General features: G+C 68.5%; 15 protein-coding genes. 6 read left to right on the top strand and 9 right to left on the bottom strand.

Translation table 11 applies throughout. The annotated features are described in order from the left end of the window. The first annotated feature begins 42 nt into the window (after nt 1-42). Complete coding sequence (locus ACZK4H_RS00370; RefSeq protein WP_099552778.1) at nt 43-357, top strand: I78 family peptidase inhibitor; 315 nt, start codon at nt 43-45, stop codon at nt 355-357. A 67-nt stretch (nt 358-424) separates the two neighbouring features. Here ACZK4H_RS00370 and ACZK4H_RS00365 read toward each other — a convergent pair whose 3' ends face one another. The 5 genes from ACZK4H_RS00365 to ACZK4H_RS00345 form a co-directional block, all read right to left on the bottom strand. Beyond that, a complete protein-coding gene (locus ACZK4H_RS00365) occupies nt 425-2,413 on the bottom strand; it encodes a M56 family metallopeptidase (protein WP_099552779.1) in 1,989 nt (662 codons plus the stop codon). 3 nt (nt 2,414-2,416) lie between these two features. After that, on the bottom strand, nt 2,417-2,803 hold the full coding sequence (locus ACZK4H_RS00360; RefSeq protein ID WP_099552780.1) for a BlaI/MecI/CopY family transcriptional regulator: 387 nt from the start codon (nt 2,801-2,803) through the stop codon (nt 2,417-2,419). Nucleotides 2,804-2,911: 108 nt separating this feature from the next. Next, the gene (locus ACZK4H_RS00355; RefSeq protein WP_099552803.1) at nt 2,912-5,167 is read right to left on the bottom strand and encodes a TonB-dependent receptor; all 2,256 of its coding nucleotides are present in this window, start codon (nt 5,165-5,167) and stop codon (nt 2,912-2,914) included. Nucleotides 5,168-5,184: 17 nt separating this feature from the next. After that, nucleotides 5,185-6,405, bottom strand: a complete 1,221-nt coding sequence (locus ACZK4H_RS00350; RefSeq protein ID WP_099552781.1) for an MFS transporter — start codon at nt 6,403-6,405, stop codon at nt 5,185-5,187. After that, on the bottom strand, nt 6,395-6,787 hold the full coding sequence (locus ACZK4H_RS00345; RefSeq protein WP_239503809.1) for a hypothetical protein: 393 nt from the start codon (nt 6,785-6,787) through the stop codon (nt 6,395-6,397). The genes ACZK4H_RS00350 and ACZK4H_RS00345 overlap by 11 nt, the downstream gene beginning before the upstream one ends. A 130-nt stretch (nt 6,788-6,917) precedes the next feature. Between ACZK4H_RS00345 and ACZK4H_RS00340 the strand changes: the two genes are divergently transcribed. Next, a complete protein-coding gene (locus ACZK4H_RS00340; protein WP_478473036.1) occupies nt 6,918-7,865 on the top strand; it encodes a helix-turn-helix transcriptional regulator in 948 nt (315 codons plus the stop codon). Nucleotides 7,866-8,006: 141 nt separating this feature from the next. Further along, nucleotides 8,007-9,158 (top strand): serine hydrolase domain-containing protein, encoded by a 1,152-nt coding sequence (locus ACZK4H_RS00335; protein ID WP_099552805.1) that lies wholly within the window; start codon nt 8,007-8,009, stop codon nt 9,156-9,158. Here the strand turns inward: ACZK4H_RS00335 and ACZK4H_RS00330 are convergent. The 3 genes from ACZK4H_RS00330 to ACZK4H_RS00320 all read right to left on the bottom strand — a co-directional run bounded on the left by ACZK4H_RS00330 (nt 9,093) and on the right by ACZK4H_RS00320 (nt 12,542). Beyond that, entirely contained in the window at nt 9,093-9,875 is a 783-nt protein-coding gene (locus tag ACZK4H_RS00330; RefSeq protein ID WP_239503810.1) for a hypothetical protein, read from the bottom strand. The two genes, ACZK4H_RS00335 and ACZK4H_RS00330, sit on opposite strands and share 66 nt — an antisense overlap. Nucleotides 9,876-9,896: 21 nt before the next feature. Continuing rightward, the gene (locus ACZK4H_RS00325) at nt 9,897-11,312 is read right to left on the bottom strand and encodes an XVIPCD domain-containing protein (protein ID WP_099552784.1); all 1,416 of its coding nucleotides are present in this window, start codon (nt 11,310-11,312) and stop codon (nt 9,897-9,899) included. Between the two features lie 123 nt (nt 11,313-11,435). After that, nucleotides 11,436-12,542 carry an SDR family oxidoreductase gene (locus ACZK4H_RS00320; RefSeq protein WP_099552785.1) on the bottom strand — a complete coding sequence of 369 codons (1,107 nt, stop codon included), beginning with the start codon at nt 12,540-12,542 and terminating at the stop codon, nt 11,436-11,438. A 216-nt stretch (nt 12,543-12,758) separates the two neighbouring features. On the opposite strand from ACZK4H_RS00320, the gene ACZK4H_RS00315 reads away from it, so the two are divergent. Then, nucleotides 12,759-13,067: a putative periplasmic lipoprotein gene (locus ACZK4H_RS00315; RefSeq protein WP_099552786.1), complete on the top strand. Its 309-nt coding sequence runs from the start codon at nt 12,759-12,761 to the stop codon at nt 13,065-13,067. Here the strand turns inward: ACZK4H_RS00315 and ACZK4H_RS00310 are convergent. Next, the gene (locus tag ACZK4H_RS00310) at nt 13,045-14,100 is read right to left on the bottom strand and encodes a DNA topoisomerase IB (RefSeq protein ID WP_099552787.1); all 1,056 of its coding nucleotides are present in this window, start codon (nt 14,098-14,100) and stop codon (nt 13,045-13,047) included. The genes ACZK4H_RS00315 and ACZK4H_RS00310 overlap by 23 nt on opposite strands. A gap of 112 nt (nt 14,101-14,212) precedes the next feature. Here ACZK4H_RS00310 and ACZK4H_RS00305 point away from each other — a divergent pair, with 112 nt between their 5' ends. After that, nucleotides 14,213-14,602 (top strand): I78 family peptidase inhibitor, encoded by a 390-nt coding sequence (locus ACZK4H_RS00305; protein ID WP_099552806.1) that lies wholly within the window; start codon nt 14,213-14,215, stop codon nt 14,600-14,602. 175 nt (nt 14,603-14,777) lie between these two features. After that, the gene (gene gltB, locus ACZK4H_RS00300) at nt 14,778-19,232 is read left to right on the top strand and encodes a glutamate synthase large subunit (RefSeq protein WP_099552788.1); all 4,455 of its coding nucleotides are present in this window, start codon (nt 14,778-14,780) and stop codon (nt 19,230-19,232) included. The last annotated feature ends 21 nt before the right edge of the window (nt 19,233-19,253 follow it).

Genomic DNA, 19,253 nt, shown 5'->3' with positions numbered 1-19,253 from the left:
AGCGGCGACACTGCCGCCACCATCCACGCCTGGAGCCCGACGATGCGCCTCAATCCCCTGGTCCTGCTCGCCATTCTGCCACTGGCTGCCTGCAGCCATGCCGGCAGCAGTACCGCGCATGAGACCACGCCGCCACCGGCGGCCGATGGCCCGCATGAGTGCCAGCCCGACAAGCTTGAAGCATTCACCGGCAAGACCGCCGACGAAGCCACGGTGAAGCAGCTGGTCAGCGCCAGCGGCGCACGCGGTGCACGGGTGGTCAAGCCCGGCATGGCGGTGACCATGGACTTCCGCCAGGATCGCGTGACCGTGCAGGTGGATGCGCAGAACCGTATCGAGCGCGCCAGCTGCGGTTGATCGCCCCAGGGTAGTGCCGGCCGCTGGCCGGCACCCCACATTGCCGGCCCGCGGCCGGCACTACCGATCAGAGGCGCTCGGCCTTGCCACTGGCCAGTGCGCGCGCGATCACCTGCTGTGCCTGCTGCGATGCCTGCGCATGCACACGTGCCTGGCCCTCGCCCAACGCGGCCTGCTGGCTGCCCAGTGCCGCCTGACGGCTGGCCAGTTCAGACTGCTGGCTGGCCAGGCGCTGCATGTCACGGGTGCGGCCGGATTGCGCGGCCTCGCTGCGGGCTTCCTGCATCGCACGACGTGCCTCGGCGGCAGCCTCGCGTGCAGCCTCTCGCGCAACGGCCACATCGCGGGTCGCACCGCGCGCTGCCTTCGCCGCTTCCGCAGCCGCCTCACGGTTGATGTCGTGGGCGGCCATCGCATTGCGTGCTGCCTCGGCGGCGGCCAGTGCGATGCGGCGCGCCTCTTCACCCTGCAGACGCCCCATCTCACCCATCTGCTTGCCGAGGTCGCTCTGCTGGCGGCCCAGCGCACTCTGCTGGCGGCCCAGTTCGCTCTGCTGGCGACCGAGGTCCGCCGCACCGGCATAGGCGCGCTGCAGCGACTGGATCAACATCGGGTCGCGCACCACGTAACGCTTGTCACCCTGACGGAACCACAGTGCGGGGCCCTTGCCGAGCTGCCTGCGGGCCACCGTCACGTCGTCCATGCCTCCGTTGGCGAAGGTCGAATCACCATCGACCAGCACGAAGGCCTCCCGGGGCGACTTGCCCAGATCGAGGCGACCGTAGGTCGTGATGGAGGTCGTGGTGGTCGTGCCGTCATGGTCCTCATCCATGCCAGCGGCATCGTCGACGTAGGCCACGTCGGCATCGTCAGGACCGGACGGTTCTTCCATATCGGCTGGTTCGGCGGGCGGTGCGGGAGCCACCGGCACGGCCGGAACGCGCGCGGCCGAGGGCGGTGCGGGCGGTGCTTCCGGGGCCTTCGGCGGCGGCGGCACCACGGCCTTCGGGGCGGCCGGTGGTGCGGGCGGAGCCGGCGGCACCGGCGCTGCGACCAGTCGCATCGGCGCCACGCCCACCAGCACCACCACAGCGGTCAGCGCCATCGCCAGGATGCGCGGGCAGGACCGGTGCGACTGCAGCGAGAGCAGGCGACGCTTGAGACTGGTGGTGCTCGGTGCGGCGCTGGCCACGCCCAGATGCGGCTGCGGGGCCACGCCCAGCTGCAGCAACAGGCGGCCATAGGCCTGGCGGCTGGCGCCGTGCTGGCCGACCACCGCCGCATCCACGGCTTCCTCGCGGGCCTGGGCGTATTCGCGCACCGACAGGCGCAACAGCGGGTGGAAGAAGAACAGGTGCTGGGCCAGTGCGGGCAGCAGGCCCCATTGCAGGTCACGCCGCTGCAGGTGCTGCAGTTCGTGGGTCAGTGCGAGGTCCAGCGCGTCACCCTGCAGGGCATTGTCGCCGGCCGGCAGCAGCAGCACCGGGCGGAACGGCCCGACCAGCTGCGGCGAGTCCACCTGCGTGCTCATCCAAAGCCGCGGTGCAGGGCGCACGCCGTGCGCATCGGAGGCCAGCTGCAGGGCCTGCACCAGCGCCTCGTCCTCGCAGGGATAGGCGGCGGCCAGCAGCGCGCGGCAACGGCGCCACTCACCGAAGGTTCGCACGGCCATCAGCAGCACGCCGGACGCCCACAGCGCGGCCAGTGCAACGGCCCACCACGCCACCGACGGCACGTCCGCTGCAGGCATCGGCATCGTCGCCAGCAGCTGCGCCGAGGCCTCCGGCGCCAGCGGATAGACCAGATCGGCGGCAACGTCGGTGGCGGTCATCGCCACGGCCTGGGGGGCCGGCAGCCAGGCCAACTGCAACGGCTGGCTCCAGAACAGGCCGAGCACGGCCTGCAGCGACACCAGCCACCACAGGCGGCAGCGGGTAGCCGCCGACAGCGACGGCAGCGCGCGGCACAGGCCGTATACCAGGGCCACCAGCAGCACGGTCTGCAGGCTGGTCCAGCCCAGCCGTTCCAACATCGGGATCAGCATCGTGGTGTCCATGGCTCAGCCCTCGTGGCGACGCGATTGGAGTTGGGCGACCAGCGCTTCCAGCTCGGCCAGCTCGTTGTCGCTGACCTGCTGGCGCTGCGACAGGTAGGCCACGAACGGCGACACCGAGCCCTGCAGGGTGTTGTCGACAAACTGGGCCACGGCACCCTGCAGCACGCTCTGCGGGCCACGGGTGGCCTGGTAGCGGTAGACGCCGTCCTGCTGCTGGCGCTGAAGATACCCCTTCGCCCGCAGCCGCTCCATCATCGTCAGCACGGTGGAACGGGCCAGGCCACGGGCCTCCCCGTAGCCATTGGCGACTTCGCCGACGCTGGCCGGCGCATGTTCATCGATGTACTGCAGCAGGGCCAGCTCCTGGTCCCCGATCGTCTTGCCACGCATGACACCACTCCCTTGACTACACGTGTCGCCACTGTCTGCGTGACGACAACTGTAGTCAACCCCCCGGAAGTCATGGGCCGACGAACGGTAGGGCGGTGGTCGCCTCCCTCAGTACTCCACCCGGTACCCGATCGAGAAGGTCCGCCCCGCCGCCGGCAGGCTGGACATCTTTCCGTAGGTCGCCTCGGCCTGCTGGCCATAGACCGTGCGGTAGTCACGATCGGCCAGGTTGTAGACGCCCACGCTGAAACGACCTCCGGCCAGCGGTACTTCGCCGATCAGGTCGAACACCGCATAGCCGTGGATCTTCGCGGCCGGGGTTGCGCGGATGCTCGGGCTGATCGCAGCAGCCGGTGCATCACGCCAGGCGCGATCGGTCCCACCGACGACCTGCCCCTGCAGTCGCAGCAGGCTGTCGTTGGCGAAGCGCCACTGCCCGTGCACACCCGCCTTCAAGGGTGAAACGCGGAACGCATTGAGCTCACGCCAGCGTCCGGCAGCGTCGCGGTACTGGCCACGGGTGCTGGCAAGGCTGGCGCCCAGCTCCAGCGGTGCGGTCGGCGTGTAACGCAGGTTGGCCTCCACGCCCCACACCCGCTCGTCGGTGTCGGCCACCGACACGCTGTAGTCGCGGTTGAACTGCACGGTCTTGTCCGAGCGGTTGTAGAACGCGGTCACTGCGCTCTGCAGCAATGCATCGCTGCGGCGCCAGCCCAGCTCGTAGCTGTCGACCTTGATCGGGCCAATATTGCGGCTGTCGATGACGAAGCTTGCCGGTACATCGCGCAGCATGCGCTGGGTGTCGGGCAGGCTGAAGCCCTGCGAGACGTTGGCGAACAGCTGTTGCGATGCATCCAGCCGGTACACCACGCCGGCATTGAACAGGGTCTGCGAGTGGCGCACGCGGCCACCCTGCAGCAAGCGCGGCTGGTACCCGGCAACGGCATCGGCGGTGATCGCTTCGGTGTAGGGAAGCGAGTCTTCTACGCGGTTGCGCAGGATCTGGTGGCGCACGCCGGCCTGCACGCTGAAGCGCTCACCCAGCGAATGATCGGCCTGCAGGAACAGGCCGGTGGTATCCACGCGCACGTCCGGCCCCATCGCGTACTGCGCGGTGGGCTGGTAGTCGAGACCATTGCTGGCGATGAAGCGGTTGATGTCATACATCTGCCCGCGCTGGCGATCCTGCTCGCGTTCATGGTCCACGCCATACGACAGCTGCAGGCTGCGGCCACCGACCTGGAAATCCTTGTGCAGCGCGCTGCGCAGGCCCCAGACATCAATGTCGGTGTTGGACTGCATCGCCACATAGGCGAAGCCACCACGCAGCGCCGGGTGCACCAGGGTCGACACCGACGGGAACCAGCGCCCCTGCTCGTTGCGGTAATAGGCTTCCACGCTCAGTTCCTGCCCACCCGGCAGGTCGCGGTTGCGATACTGCACATTCACTCCCTGGTGCCGGGTCCGCGGCTGCGCCTCCAGCTGCAGGCCGGGCAGCGCCTGGTGGCTGGGCGTGAATGCAGGGTTGAACAGCGCGGCCAGGCGCGGGCCATAGTCAGGGCCGTGATCACTGTCCTGCTGATCGTCGAACCAGCGTACGCCGACGCTCAACCGCTGGCTGTCCGTCGGGGTCCAGTCCAAGCGCGCATTGAGTTCGCGGGTCTCGGTGTCCTGCCGATCGGTCTGCGCGATCTCCGGGCCGATGCGACGGCCATGCGCATCCAGCGATGCGCCCTGCCGGCCATAGGCGAAGCCGAACGCGCCACTGAACTGATCGCCGCGCACGGTCATGGTCTGCGCGGCGTTCCAGGCCAGCGTGTCACTGGACAGATGCGAGGGACTGCGCAGGCCGAACTGGCTGGCCAGCTGCACCGGCTGCTCGCCGGGCTGCAGGGTGATGATGTTGATGATGCCGCCACTGGCACCGGCGCCATACAGCGCGGTGGCGCCGGAGATCACCTCGATGCGCTCGATCATGGTCGGCGAGATGCTGTTGAGCTGGCGCGACCCATCGCGTGCGCCGGTCAACGGCACGCCATCGATCATCACCTGCACGCTGCGGCCACGCATGGTCATGCCGTAGTTGCTGGTGGTACCGCTGGCCGGCGCCAGCGACGGCACCAGCTGGCCGAGGATGTCGGCGGTGCTGCGCCCGGCGGTGATCTGCTGGGCAATCTGTTCGTGCTCGATGGCATACACGGTGCCGGCGATCTCAGCCACGCTGCGTGCACCTCGCACGGCGGTGACACTCACCGCATCCAGTTGCCGGGTGCCGGACGTAGCAGACGCATTCTGCGCCGCCAGCTGGCCACTGATGGCCATCGCCAGCACAGCCAGCGGAAGGGTTGCTGCGGTATGCCGCATGGTGTCCTCGTTGCGTATCAGGGGGAGTTCGTGGGTGCTGCGAAGCGGCGCATCAGCGGCCGGCACAACAGCAGTCCAAGCGCCGAAACCGTGGCCAGCGCGATGTAGTAGGTGGGGTAGCCCATGCCCTTGGCGAGGAAGCCGGACAATGCGCCGCCGATGAAATTGACCAGCAGCTCGAAGCACACCAGCAGGGTGAAGTCGGTGCCGGCCTGCGCACGCGAGCTGACCCGCATGAACAAGGCATACAGGCTGGTCATCGCCACATAGCGCAGCGGCAGAAGAGCGATCACCAGCGCGCCCAGGCCAAGCCGCGAGGTCGCAAGCGCGCCGCTGTACAGCATCAATGCCAGCAGCACGTACAGCGCCGTGCGCCACCAGCCGGCATGCATCAACAGCTGCTCGGCCCGGTGCTGCTTTAGCAGCCAGGCGGCGCCCACGGCTGCCAGCATGCCGGTGCCGGCACCGCCCACCGAGATCAGCAACCCGATCTCGGTCAGGCTGAACTGCTGGTCGACCAGCAGCGGGTTGATCATCGCCATGGCCGGCGCTTCCACCAACCGGTAAAGCACGATCAGCAGCAGCGCCCAGCGCAGTTCGCGACGGCGCAGCGCGCGCAGGATGCTCGGCCGCGGCGCGTCGGGCCTGGCCGGCGTTTCATTGATCTGCTGCACTGCCAGCAGGGTCAGTGCGCTCATCGCGGCCAGGCTCAGCAGGGCCACGGTCCAGCCGCGGGTTTCATACAGCCACAGCACGCCGGCGCCACCAATCATGCTGCCCAGGGCCACGCCCACGCTCTGCGCCATGCTGCCCAACCGGTGCTCGGCCGGCGCCAGCGCCTCCACGGTGTAACCGTCGATGGCGATGTCCTGGGTGGCGGCAATGCTCGAGATCCACATGCCGACCAGCACGAACACGACCAGGCCATGATCCAGGCCAGTGAACGCCAGCACCAGGATGCCGGCCAGCAGCAACAGTTGCGTCAGCCACAGCCAGCTGCGGCGGCGGCCGAGGGCGGGCAGGTGCCAACGGTCCACCAGCGGTGCCCACAGGAACTTCAGCGCCCACGGCAGGTACAGCAGCGACAGCATGCCGATCCAGCGCAGGTCCACGCCCTGGCTGCGCAGGATGGCGGGCACCGCCACGTTGTAGAAATACAGGGGCAGCGCATGCGCCATGTACAGCGCGACAATCACCCCCAGGCCGAATGGCGAAGCGGCGGCGCGCTCAGTGCGCATCGGCCTGCTCCAGGTGCTCGCCAATCCAGCGCATGCCCGCGCCGGCATCGGTGGTGACGAAGTAAGGCACGGCCCAGGCCGCGTGCAGCGCCGGGGTGCCCAGCCGCTGCCGCTCGGCGGCATCGCTGGCGATGCGTACCAGGCCCCGGCAGTACTGCCGGAAGGCGGCCTTGTACTGCTTGTACCAGACCGCCTGCAGGGCACGGTAATCGTCGCAGAAGGTGGCACCGGGCGCGGTGCTGGCAATGAAGTAGAAGGGACGGTGGGCCTCGATCAGCGCCTGCACGCGGTCCAGCCAGTACCGGATCTGGTCCGCATCCACCGCGCCATGGAAGACGGCACGCAGCACCACCGCCTCGTTGATCACCAGACCCATTGCCATCGACCTTCTTGCTGAACAGGGGAAAGGGGCAGTGGCCCAGCCCCGCAAATGAGAATAATTTGCAATACGATTGCAAGTTTAGGCGCGACGAAAGAAAATTTAGGCACGACAGCATTCGTGGGTGCCTTGCATGCAGGTCTATTCCTGCGCCGAACTGATGAGCGCCGCCCACGCGCTGGGCGGCCGGGTCGACTTTGAATCGGGCCTTCCCGATGCGCTGCCGGTGCTGGCCGGCTGGCAGAAGGTGCAGTCGATGGACAGCGGCCTGGTGCTCTATCTCAGCCGCAGCCAGGACATGGTCGGCGGCCGCAGCCAGAACTGCCTGCCTGCGGGGCTCACCGCCAGTTTCCTGCTGCAGGGACAGGCCGAAGTGGTCATCGCCAACCAGCGCCTGCAGATGGACAGCCGCCGGGCCGGGAGCCCGGCGATGCTGGTCCACCTTCGCGAGGAGGAAGCGTTCCAGCGCCACTGGCAGGCGGGTCGTGAGGAAACCAAGGTCAGCCTGCACCTCAGCCGGGACTGGCTGTCGCGCCAGCTCGATGGCATTGCCTCGGCCGGTCTCAGCCGCCTGCGGCTGAGCCACGCGCGCAACCAGGCGTGGCAGCCGCCTGCGCCGCTGCTGCGGCGAGCTGCTGCGTTGTTCGGGACGGAAGCGGCGGAGCCGCCTCTGCTGGCCAGCCTGCAGCGCGAGAGTTTTGCGCTGGAGGTCGCAGCCAGCGTTGTCCGTTCCGTGGTCGCCGAGCGCGACGCACCTGGCCCCAGCACGCATCCGCGGCGTTGCGTGGACCAGTTGCAGCAGTGGCTGCAGAGCGGCGAGGCCGATGGCCTGACCATCAACCAGATGGCGCGCAGGCTGGGGACCAACGCCGTCGACCTGCAAAGCACCTTCCAGCAGCTGCACGGCAGCAGCATCGCGGCCTGGCTGCGTGCACTGCGCCTGCAACGGGCACACGATGCGCTGCTGCAGCGGCGGGTATCGGTGGACGTGGCGGCCAGCCTTGCCGGGTACGCCCATACCAGCAGCTTCAGTGCCGCGTTCAAGCGGCAGTTCGGACGGTCGCCCTCCCGCATCCGCTAGCCGCGTGCACGCCCTGCGTGCCAGCCCTGAACCTGACCGCGCGACGCAGGTTCCGCTTAAACCTTTTCCGCGCCCACTGCATCCGATCCTCGACGCCCGCCGGAATTCCGCATGTTCCGCCCAACGCTTCGAGTCGTGCTCATGCTCATCAGCGCCCTGCCGTTCGCCGCCCTGTCCTTGCCCGCCCCGCCCTTGCCGGCCGTGTCCGCCAGCCAGGATCAGGCCAACGACCAGACCCGCCGCCTGATCCGGCAGATCATGCGCGATGAGCGCATTCCCGGGCTGCAGATCGCAGTGGTCAAGGACGGCCAGATCGTGTTGTCCGAAGCCTACGGGCTGGCCAACGTAGAAAACGGCGTGCTCGCCTCGCGTGACACCCGCTTCCCGCTCAACTCCGCCACCAAGGCTTTTACCGGGGTGGCCATCGCACAACTGGCAGAACAGGGGCGATTGGATCTGGACGCGCCGGCCTCGCGCTACCTGGATGATCTTCCTGCTGCATGGAAGGACGTGGGCCTGCGCCAGCTGCTGGCCCACACCTCCGGCCTTCCGGACATCCTCGATGCGAAGGGACTGCTGGGTGGTGGTTCCGAAGCGCAGGCATGGACGGAGGTAACTGCGCGACCAGTCGAAGCCGCACCCGGGCAGCGCTTTGCCTACAACCAGACCAACTACGTGCTGCTGGCGCGGATCATCGCGCGGCAATCAGGCATGCCCTACGAGCGGTTCCTCGCCACCGCCCAGTTCAGCAGTGCACGCATGGCGCGCACCACCTTCGGTGACAGCTACGACCTGATTCCGGATGCCGCGACGATGTACAGCCTGGCGCCGCGCGCGACCGATGCGGCCGACACGCCACCACGTCTGTCGCACTGGTTCTACGACATACCGCCCTCACTGTGGGCCGGCGGCGGCATCCTCACCACCGCCGACGACACCGCACGCTGGCTGGTCGCGTTGACCGAAGGCCGCCTGCTGGGTGACGCCGCGCGTGCACGCATGTGGTCGGCCGAGCGCCTGGCCGACGGCCGCGCTGGTCCGTGGGCGGGCGGCTGGCCAGTGCTGCAGGCAGCGCCCGACCTGCAGGTGGCCGGCATCGGCGGCGCGCGCTCGGCGTTCGTGGTCTATCCCGGGCGCGGCGTGGCGGTGGTGGTGCTGACCAACCTGGTCGGCGCCAATCCGCAGCGCTTCATTCCACGTATCGCCGACTTCCATGCCAGTGCTGCCTCAGCGGCCGATGACAAAGCGGTCGCCCGTGCATGGCAGCAACGGTCCATCGTTGCACGGCCATAGCGCTGCAGGGAGGGTCTGCGTCACCTCGAAATGATCCTGGTTCCAGCGCAGGAATCCGGCGTGCACGGCGTTGCCATGGTCGAAGGTGCGTGCATCCTCGCCCAGCGGCTGTTCTGGATCAGCTTCGAGCACCCAGCGCAGCACCGGCACCTTGTCCAGCTGCCCGGTGAAAGCAAACAGTTCACCCGCGCCCTTGTCCTGGTAGGCCGCCAATGCCGTGGCATCCGGCAGGCTGGCCTGCGCCAGCAGTGCGTCGGTGACGTCCTGCAGCGGTCCGGTTCCCTCAGCGATATAGGCACGCATGCCGGTGGTGATGGCCGGGCAGCCCTTCAACTGCACCAGATAGCCGGTTTTCCCGCCACCGCCGGAGAACGAGCGCAACCAGTAGCGGAAGCGCGGTCCACTCTGGTCGGTCACCATGACGTCGGCCCCGCCCTGCTGCCCTGGAATCGAAACCACCAGCGCGTCGTGCGCGCCGGCGACGTCGCACTTCAACTGCTGCAGTACTCGAAGGGCGGGCTCGGGCAGCGCGCCGTGACGGCCTCCGGCATGCGCGCTGCCGGATGCTTCCGGCAACCCGGGCAGGCCACGATCGGGCGAAGAAGGTTGCGCGGTTGGCGCCGCTGCGGGCGTGGCAACTGGGGCTGCAGCGGTGCGCTCCCCCGCGGGCGCACAGGCGCTGCAGGCCAGCAGCAACACCAACGGCAGACCGGACATCAATGGTAAACGGACCATCGATCAGCGCCCTCCCATTGCCGGCGCTTCCTGCTGCTGTGCAGCCGCAGGCGCCGGTGCCCCCTGTTCGCGCGCTTGCTGCTGCAGCTGGCGCAGGCTGGTTTCCACCGCAGTCTCGCGCACCTCGGCCGCATTGACACCTGCGCGCACTGCCGCGGGATCGCCCGGACTGCCCTGCACCAGGAATAGTGTCTCGCCCGCAGCACGGCCACCACTGGGATTGCTGGCCACGATCTGGTCGACCCGGGTGATGCCTGCGGCCTTCGCTTCGCGCAGCATCACCAGACTGTATTCATCGGCGTGCTCGGCGTAGCGTCCGCCCAAGGCCTGCAGGTGCGTGCTGATCTGCTGCTGCAGGGCATGGTCGCGATGCTGCGGCTGCCGGGGATCGTCATTGGCCGCGAGCGGCGCGTCCTGTCCCAGCTCGCGCGACTGGCCCGGCGCAACCGAGGTCAGGACATACTGCCAACGGTTCTGCCCAGAGGTGCCGCGTACCGTCGCCACGAAGTCGTCGTACTCGCCGCCGCCGATGGTCTGGCAGCCCGCCGAATCGGTGTTGGACCGGCTGCCACGATGGATCTTGAAGGTGTCGTTGAGGTCCTGCACGCCCTGGGTATCGCGGGCATCGAACCAGCCATCACCATTGCTGTCGCGCTCCACCCGGCCAGCGCCGGCGGTGATGGCCGCCTGCGAAGGGCGCAACGCGAACTCATCGGGATGGCCGTTGCGCGGATGGGTGGTCGCGCGCATCTCGGTGGTGCCTTCGCCCAACCGTCCAAGATCCTTGACCCGGTCGCCGTTGACGTCCTCGCCCTCGGTCTTGGTGCGCGGTGCCACGTTGCCGAAGCCGGGGCTGCGTGGCGTGGTCTTGGCGTGACCGTCGTACTGGGCCGTCGGCTCTGTCGTGGCCTGGTTGAACTCGCGTACATGGCCGTGGCCCTGCGCATCCTTCCACAGCACCACGATGCGGTCGTCGTAGACACCACGCCCGCGCGCCTCGGTGGTGCGGTTCTCATCACGCAACCCCAGCACCACGCGATCCTGGGTGGCCATCGCATCGTTCGCCGCAGCGTTGCCGCGCTGGGCCACGATGCTGCCATACACGTCATACTGCTGGGCCTGGCTCAGGCCCGCGGTCTCTGCTGCATCGGGCATGCGCGGAGGGCGCGTCGCCTCACCCAGGCGCTCCAGCATCGGGTTGACCGTGGCCGCATCCGCAGCGGATACGCCACCGCTCCGTCGCAGCGCCTCAAGCTCGGTGGCACCCCGCGCCGCGATGTAGCGATCCAGCGATTCCTGCACCACCGCACTCTGGCCGTTGTGAAGGGCCTCCAGGCGCGCGGCCGCGCCACGGGCGTCGTTCTGCCGCAACAGGGCGACGACTTCATCGGCCGCTGCGTTGATATCCATCTCCGGCATGATCTTTCCTTGAACGTGATCGGTGTGGGCGTCCAGCCTACCCCACCACACCGGCGCAGCCCTTGACACACGCCACACACCTGCGCGAAGCCCCATTCAGCAGATCCCACGCAACAGGGTTGTTCAGCCTCGCGGCCCACCCATCACCGGCAGGATCACCCCGCTGATGTAGCTGGCACAGACCGGCGAGGCCAGGAATACGTAGGCCGGCGACAGTTCTTCGGGTTGTGCGGGCCGGCCCATGTCACTGTCCTTGCCGAATTCAGCGACGTCCTGCGCCGCCTTGTCGGCGGGGTTCAACGGCGTCCACACCGGCCCAGGCGCCACGCAGTTGACGCGGATTCCGCGCGGCAGCAGCTGGCTGGCCAGCGACTTGGTGAACGCATGGATCGCGCCCTTGGTGGCCGAGTAATCGATCAGCGCCTTGCTGCCGAAGATTCCCGTTTCCGAACCGGTGTTGATGATGCTGGCGCCCACGCCCAGATGCGGCAACACCGCGCGTGCCATCTGGATGTAACCGCCGATGTTGGTCTGCAGCGTCTCCTGCAGATGCGCGTCTTCCAGATCTTCCAGCCGCTCGCAATGCAGCTGGAACGCGGCGTTGTTGACCAGGATGTCGATGCCGCCGAACGCCTTGGCTACCTGCTTGACCGCCTTGTTGCAGAAGCGCGGATCGCGCACATCACCGGCGATCACCACGCAGCGGCCGCCTTCGCGCTCCACGTGCTGGCGGGTGATGTCCGCGTCCTCGGCCTCGTCCAGGTGCAGTACCGCCACATCCGCGCCTTCGCGTGCGAACAGCACCGCCACCGCACGGCCGATGCCGGAATCGCCGCCAGTGATGATCGCGCGCATGCCCTGCAGCTTGCCGCTGCCGGTGTAATCGGGTGCGAGGAAACGCGGCGCCAGCTCCAGTTCGTGTTCATGCCCGGGCTTGGCCAGCTGCTGCGCCGGCATCGCCTCCGGCTGACGGCGTGCGCCTGCCTGGGTCGCAGTCTTCCTTGTGGCCTTCTTTGCCGCGCGCACATCCTTGGCCTTTTCCTGGTCCTGCAGGCGCCGCTGCCGGGCGGCGACGCGCGCTGCCCGTGGATCGCTGGCGGCCGCCTGGCGCGTTGCGGTCTTCACCACCCGCGGTCGAGCGGGGTCGGCTGCGGTCTTCGTCGCAGTGCTGCCTTTGCGCACCTTGGGCGAGGCTTTGCGGCGGACGGGGGTTTTCCTGGTGGTGGCCATGCAGGTCTCCTCGGAGTGGAAGGGGGTTGCCGGCCAGCGGCCGGCACTACCGGGCGCATGCGCCGCAGTACCGGGGGCGGCATCCGCCGCGCCTGCAGTGTCTCTGCCTATGCTGTTGGTGGCAGTGAGCGCATCGTGTCCACGATGTGCACGGTATTCATTCCGCCACCACGTGCGGCGTCGCACGCTGCACGCAACCACACAAGGAACGCCTCCATGAAACATGCCATCGCCACCGCCGCCGTCTGCTTTGCCCTCGCCGCCTGCAGCAGCACGCCGATGGCCCAGGTGCAGCCGATCGACGGCGTGATTTCCGGGCAGTGCCACAGCGACATGGTGCGCGGCGCACTCGGCCTGGCCGCTTCGGACGCCACCGTGGCGCGGGCACGCGTGGACAGCGACAGCCTGCACGTGCGGGTGCTGCGCCACGACGGCCCGCGGGTGCCACCGGCCCACGAAGGCGGCGACCGCCTGACCATCGAGAAGGGCCGCACCAACAACATCACCGCGATCTACTGCGGCTGAGCCTGCGCGCCCTGCGCAGCACGCGCAGGGTGGCCTGTTCCCACTGGCGCGGCCCGCGCAGGCCGGCCAGCTTGGCCAGTTCGCCGCGCTCCCAGCCGGCGAACACGCACGGGTCGATGTAGGCCTTGCGGCATACCGCAGGCGTGTTGCCCAGCAGCGCTGCCACCTCGCACACCACCGCACGCTGTGCCTGCGCCAGCGCGCGCTGGCTGGCCGGTTCCGGCAGCTCGGTGGCGGCAAACGCCTGCACCGCCGCCACGGTGCCGCCCCAGGTGCGGAAATCCTTGGCGGTGAAGTCCTCGCCCATCACCTCGCGCAGGTAGTCGTTCACCGCCCCCGAATCCACCGGCTGCGGTGCGCCGTCGTCATCGCGGTACTGGAACAGCGCCTGCCCCGGCAGCTGCTGCAGGCGGCGTACCAGCAGCCCCAGCCTGCGATCGCCCACGGTCACTTCCTGCAGCTGCCCGGACTTGCCGCGGAAGCGCATGCGCACCCGGCCGCCGCGCAGCAGTTCCAGATGGCGGTTGCGCAGTGTGGTCAGACCGAACGAACGGTTCTGCTGCGCATAGGTTTCATTGCCGACCCGCACCAGCGTGTCGGCCAGCAGCGCGACCACCATGGCCAGCACCTTCTCTTTCGGGAAGCCGGGCCGCTTGAGATCGCGCGACAACCGCCGCCGCAGTGCAGGCAGGGCCTCACCAAAGGCAATGATGCGGTCGAACTTGCCGGCGTCGCGCTCCTTGGCCCAGTCGGCGTGGTAGCGGTACTGCTTGCGTCCGCGCGCATCGCGGCCGGTCGCCTGCAGGTGGCCATTGGCATGGGCGCAGATCCACACCGCGGTGTAGGCCGGCGGAATCGCCAGCGCACGGATGCGTTGCAGAGTGGTGGCATCGCGCAGCGCGTGGCCATCGGCATCGCGGTAGCTGAAGCCCTTTCCAGCGCGGCGGCGGCTGATGCCGGGCTGGGTGTCATCGACATAGCGCAGGCCCGCAGCGCGCGCGGCCTGTTGTTCCGGAGTGGCGGGTGTTGGCATGTCCGCCAGTGTCACCGGTGCGGCGCAGCGATCCTGTCGATAACACAAGACAAACACGTGAGGGTCGGTTCGCCGCTATGCTCGGGCTTTCACAACCCCTTCCGGAGTCATGATGTCGTTTCCGATTCGCGCCCGTTCGCTCTCCGTCCTGTTGCTGCCGGCCGTGCTGGCCCTGACCGCCTGCCAGGCACCGGCGCTGGATGAACAGGATTCGGCCACGGCCCATGCCCAGCAGGCCGCCGAGGCCGCCAAGGCACCGGCCGACGACGCCGGCAAGGCCACCGAGGCACCGCCGGTCGGCACCTGCGATGCCAGCCAGGTGCAGAGCCTGGTCGGCCAGGCGTACACCGATGCCCTTGGCAAGCAGGCCCAGGAAGATGCCGGCGCCAGCCAGGTGCGCGTGCTCAAGCCCAATGATGTGGCCACGATGGAGTTCCTCGGCGACCGCCTGAACATCGAAGTGGACGACAAGGGCGCAGTCAGCGGCGCGCGCTGCGGCTGAGTCCGGCCCCGCGCCGGCACTGGGTTGCCGGCGCGTTCTGTTGCACCTGCAACCGTGTATTGCGGCGCTGCAGCAACCTGTGATCTAGTCGAGGCATCCGGTGGCCTCACGATGCGCTCCAGGGATTGGGCGGGCTTGAGTGTCCCCGTTCAATTCATCCCGCATCGAGGTAGAGATGGCCCCCCGCAACCGCCAAGGGCTTTACGACCCGCGCTCCGAGCGCGATGCCTGTGGATTTGGCATGGTCGCCCAGCTCGACGATCAACCATCACGCCTGTTGGTTGATACCGCCATCGCCGCGCTTTCGCGCATGACCCACCGTGGTGGCGTCGCCGCCGATGGCCTGACCGGTGATGGCTGCGGCCTGCTGCTGCGCCGCCCCGATGCGTTCCTGAAGCTGCTGGCCAGCGAAGCCGACATCGCGGTCTCCGCACGCTTCGCCGCCGGCCTGGTGTTCCTGCCGCACGGGGCCGACGCGGCGCAGGCCTGCCGCGCACAACTGCAGGCGCAGGTGGAAGCGGTGGGCTGCAAGGTTGCCGGCTGGCGCGAGGTACCGACCGACGACAGCGTCTGCGGCCAGCTGGCGCGCGATACCCTGCCGCGTATCGAACAGGTATTCGTCGATGCAGGCGTCGGCCAGGATGAAGCCGGCTTCGCGCTGGCGCTGTTCCTGGCCCGTCGCCGCAGCGAACAGCAGCTGCGCGACCACGCCGACTTCTACGTCACCACCCTCACCCCGGATGCGATCAGCTACAAGGGCATGGTGCTGCCGGACAAGCTCAGCCGCTTCTTCCCGGACCTGCAACGCCGCGAACTGGCCTCCAGCGCCATCGTGTTCCATCAGCGCTTCTCCACCAACACGCTGCCGCGCTGGCCGCTGGCGCACCCGTTCCGCATGCTCGCCCACAACGGCGAGATCAACACCATCGAAGGCAACCGTCGCTGGGCGCAGGCGCGCAGCAAGGTGTGGAAGACGCCGCGCTTCGATATCGGTGAATTCGACCCGGTCATCTCCATGCACGGTTCGGATTCGCAGAGCCTGGACAACATGCTGGAGCTGATGGTCGCCGGTGGCATGGAGCTGATCCAGGCGCTGCGCATCCTGGTGCCGCCGGCTACGCAATCACTGGAATTCAAGGACCCGGACTTGGCGGCGTTCTACGAGTTCCACGGCCTGAACAGCGAGCCGTGGGATGGCCCGGCCGGCATCGTCGCCTGCGACAGCCGTTATGCGGTGTGTACGCTGGACCGCAACGGTCTGCGCCCGGCGCGCTGGATGCTGACCGCCGACCGCCACTTCCTGGTCGCCTCCGAAGCGGGCGTGTGGGAAGTGCCGACCGAGCGTGTGGTGCGCAAGGGCAAGCTGGGCCCGGGCGAGATGGTGGCCATCGACCTCAAGCGTGGCGACCTGCTCGACTCCGACGCGGTGGACCGCATCAACCGTGGCCGCGCACCGTACAAGCAGTGGCTGCAGCAGGGCGTGACCTACCTGCAGACCGAACTGATCGACCCGTCGCTGGTGGAAGAACCCTTCGACGAGGGCACCCTGCGCAGCTACCACAAGCTGTACCAGCTCAGCAGCGAGGAAGTGGAGCAGGTGCTGCGGCCGCTGGCCGAGACCGAGCAGGAAGCCACCGGCTCGATGGGCGATGACACGCCGATGGCGGTGCTGAGCCAGCGCAGCCGCCCGCTGTACGACTATTTCCGCCAGGCGTTCGCGCAGGTCACCAACCCGCCGATCGATCCGCTGCGCGAAGACTGCGCGATGTCGCTGTCCACCCAGCTCGGCAGGGAGACCAACATCTTCCATGCCGGCCCGGAGACGGTGAACCACGTCATCCTCAATTCGCCGGTGCTCAGCCAGCGCAAGCTGCGCCAGCTGCTGAAGATGGACCAGTACGTGCAGGCCAACCGCCTGCTCGACCTGTCCTACAGCGAAGACGAGGGCCTGCGTGCCGGCATCGAGCGCATCTGTGCCGAGGCCGAACAGGCCGCGCGCGAGGGCATGGTGATGCTGCTGCTGTCCGACCGCTACCCGGTGGCCGGGCGGCCGATGGTGCATGCCCTGCTGGCCACCAGCGCCATCCACCACCACCTCTCCCACCTGGGCCTGCGCTGCGACGTCAACCTGATCGTCGAGACCGGCACCGCGCGCGATCCGCACCACATGGCCTGCCTGCTCGGCTTCGGCGCCACTGCGGTGTACCCGTACCTGGCCTACCAGACCCTGTTCGACCTGGGCCGCCGTGGCATCCTCAAGCTCAGCAAGGGTGGCGAGCAGTCGCAGATCGGCCGCCGCTACCGCAAGGGCGTCTACAAGGGCCTGTCGAAGATCATCTCGAAGATGGGCATCTGTACCGTGGCCAGCTACCGCGGTGCGCAGCTGTTCGAGATCATCGGCCTGGAACCGGAAGTGGTCGATCTGTGCTTCCCGGATACCGCCTCGCGCATCGGTGGCGCCGGCTTCGCGCGTCTGGATGCCGACGCACGCGAACTGTGCGCGCAGGCGTGGGACGCGCAGCAGGACGTGGACGTGGGCGGCCTGCTGAAGTACGTGCACGGCGGCGAGTACCACATGTACAACCCGGACGTGGTGACCACCCTGCAGCGCGCCGCGCGCAGCGCTGACCCGCGTGCGTGGCAGCAGTACTGCGATGCGGTGCATGCACGGCCGCCGTCGGCACTGCGCGACCTGCTCGAACTGGTGCCGGCGGCCACGCCGGTACCGCTGGACGAGGTGGCCCCGGCCAGCGAACTGTTCCCGCGCTTCGATACCGCCGCCATCAGCCTCGGCGCACTGTCGCCGGAGGCGCATGAAGCGCTGGCCATCGCCATGAACCGCCTCGGCGGCCGCAGCAATTCCGGCGAAGGTGGCGAAGACCCGGCACGCTATGGCACCGCAAAGCGCAGCAAGATCAAGCAGGTGGCCTCGGGCCGCTTCGGCGTCACCGCCGAATATCTGGTCAATGCCGAGGTGCTGCAGATCAAGGTCGCGCAGGGCGCCAAGCCCGGCGAGGGCGGCCAGCTGCCCGGGCACAAGGTCAACGAACTGATCGCACGCCTGCGCTACGCGCGCCCGGGCATCGGCCTGATCTCGCCGCCCCCGCACCACGACATCTATTCGATCGAAGACCTGGCGCAGCTGATCTACGACCTCAAGCAGGTCAACCCGACCGCACTGGTGTCGGTGAAGCTGGTCAGCCATGCCGGCGTGGGCACGATTGCCGCCGGCGTGGTCAAGGCCGGTGCGGACCTGATCACCATTTCCGGCCATGACGGCGGTACCGGCGCCTCGCCGGTCAGCTCGATCCGCTATGCCGGCGTGCCGTGGGAACTGGGCGTGGCAGAAGCGCACCAGGCACTGCTGGCCAACGACCTGCGCGGGCGCACCCTGCTTCAGACCGACGGCGGCCTGAAGACCGGCCTGGACGTGGTCAAGGCGGCGCTGCTGGGCGCGGACAGCTTCGGCTTCGGCACCGCGCCGATGATCGTGCTGGGCTGCAAGTACCTGCGCATCTGCCACCTCAACAACTGCGCCACCGGCGTGGCCACCCAGGACGAGCGCCTGCGCGAGAACCACTTCACCGGCCAGCCCGAGCGCGTGGAGAACTTCTTCCGCCTGCTGGCCGAGGAAGTGCGTGGCTGGCTGTCCTACCTGGGCGCACGTTCGCTGGAAGAAATCGTCGGCCGCACCGACCTGCTGCGGCAGATCGAAGCCGCGCCGCGCGACGGCGTGCGCGTGGACCTGTCGCGCCTGCTGGCCGACAGCCGCTACGAGGGCAGCCACTGCGCGGCGCAGCGCCTGTACGAATCGCCGGACAGCCTGGCCACGCAGATGGACGGCCTGCTGGCCGCAGCCATCGAGCACAAGCGCGGTGGCGAGCATCGCTTCCTGATCCACAACACCGACCGCAGCATCGGCACCCGCCTGGCCGGCGCGGTGGCGCGTGCGCACGGCAACCAGGGCATGGCCGAGGCGCCGCTGGAACTGCGCTTCCGCGGCAGCGCCGGGCAGAGCTTTGGTGCCTTCAACGTCGGCGGCCTGCACCTGGAAGTGGAAGGCGAAGCCAATGACTACGTCGGCAAGGGCATGGCCGGCGGCCGCCTGGTGGTGCGTCCGCCGCGTGGCGCGCGCTTCGAGGCCCGCAGCACCGCCATCATCGGCAACACCTGCCTGTACGGCGCCACCGGGGGCGAGCTGTTTGCCGCCGGCCGCGCGGGCGAGCGCTTCGCGGTGCGCAATTCCGGCGCGCTGGCGGTGGTGGAAGGTGCCGGCGATCACTGCTGCGAGTACATGACCGACGGCGTGGTGCTGGTGCTGGGCAAGGTCGGCCTGAACTTCGGCGCCGGCTTCACCGGTGGCCTGGCCTACGTGCTGGACGTCGACCGCGACTTCGTCGACCGCTACAACCACGAGCTGATCGACATCCACCGCGTATCGGCCGAGGGCTTCGAGAACTACCGCCAGCACCTGCACCGCCTGATCGGCCGCCATCGCGAGCTGACCAGCAGCATCTGGGCGCAACAGATTCTCGACGAGTTCCGCGACTACATCGGCAAGTTCTGGCTGGTCAAACCGAAGGCCGCCAGCATCGAGTCGCTGACCGAAACCCTGCGACGCGCTGCGTAACGGTAGTGCCGGCCGCTGGCC

The organism is Stenotrophomonas sp. 78350_Sma (assembly GCF_056482105.1).
Note: the sequence above shows the minus strand (reverse complement) of the source record. Positions and strands in the feature narration are given on the sequence as shown.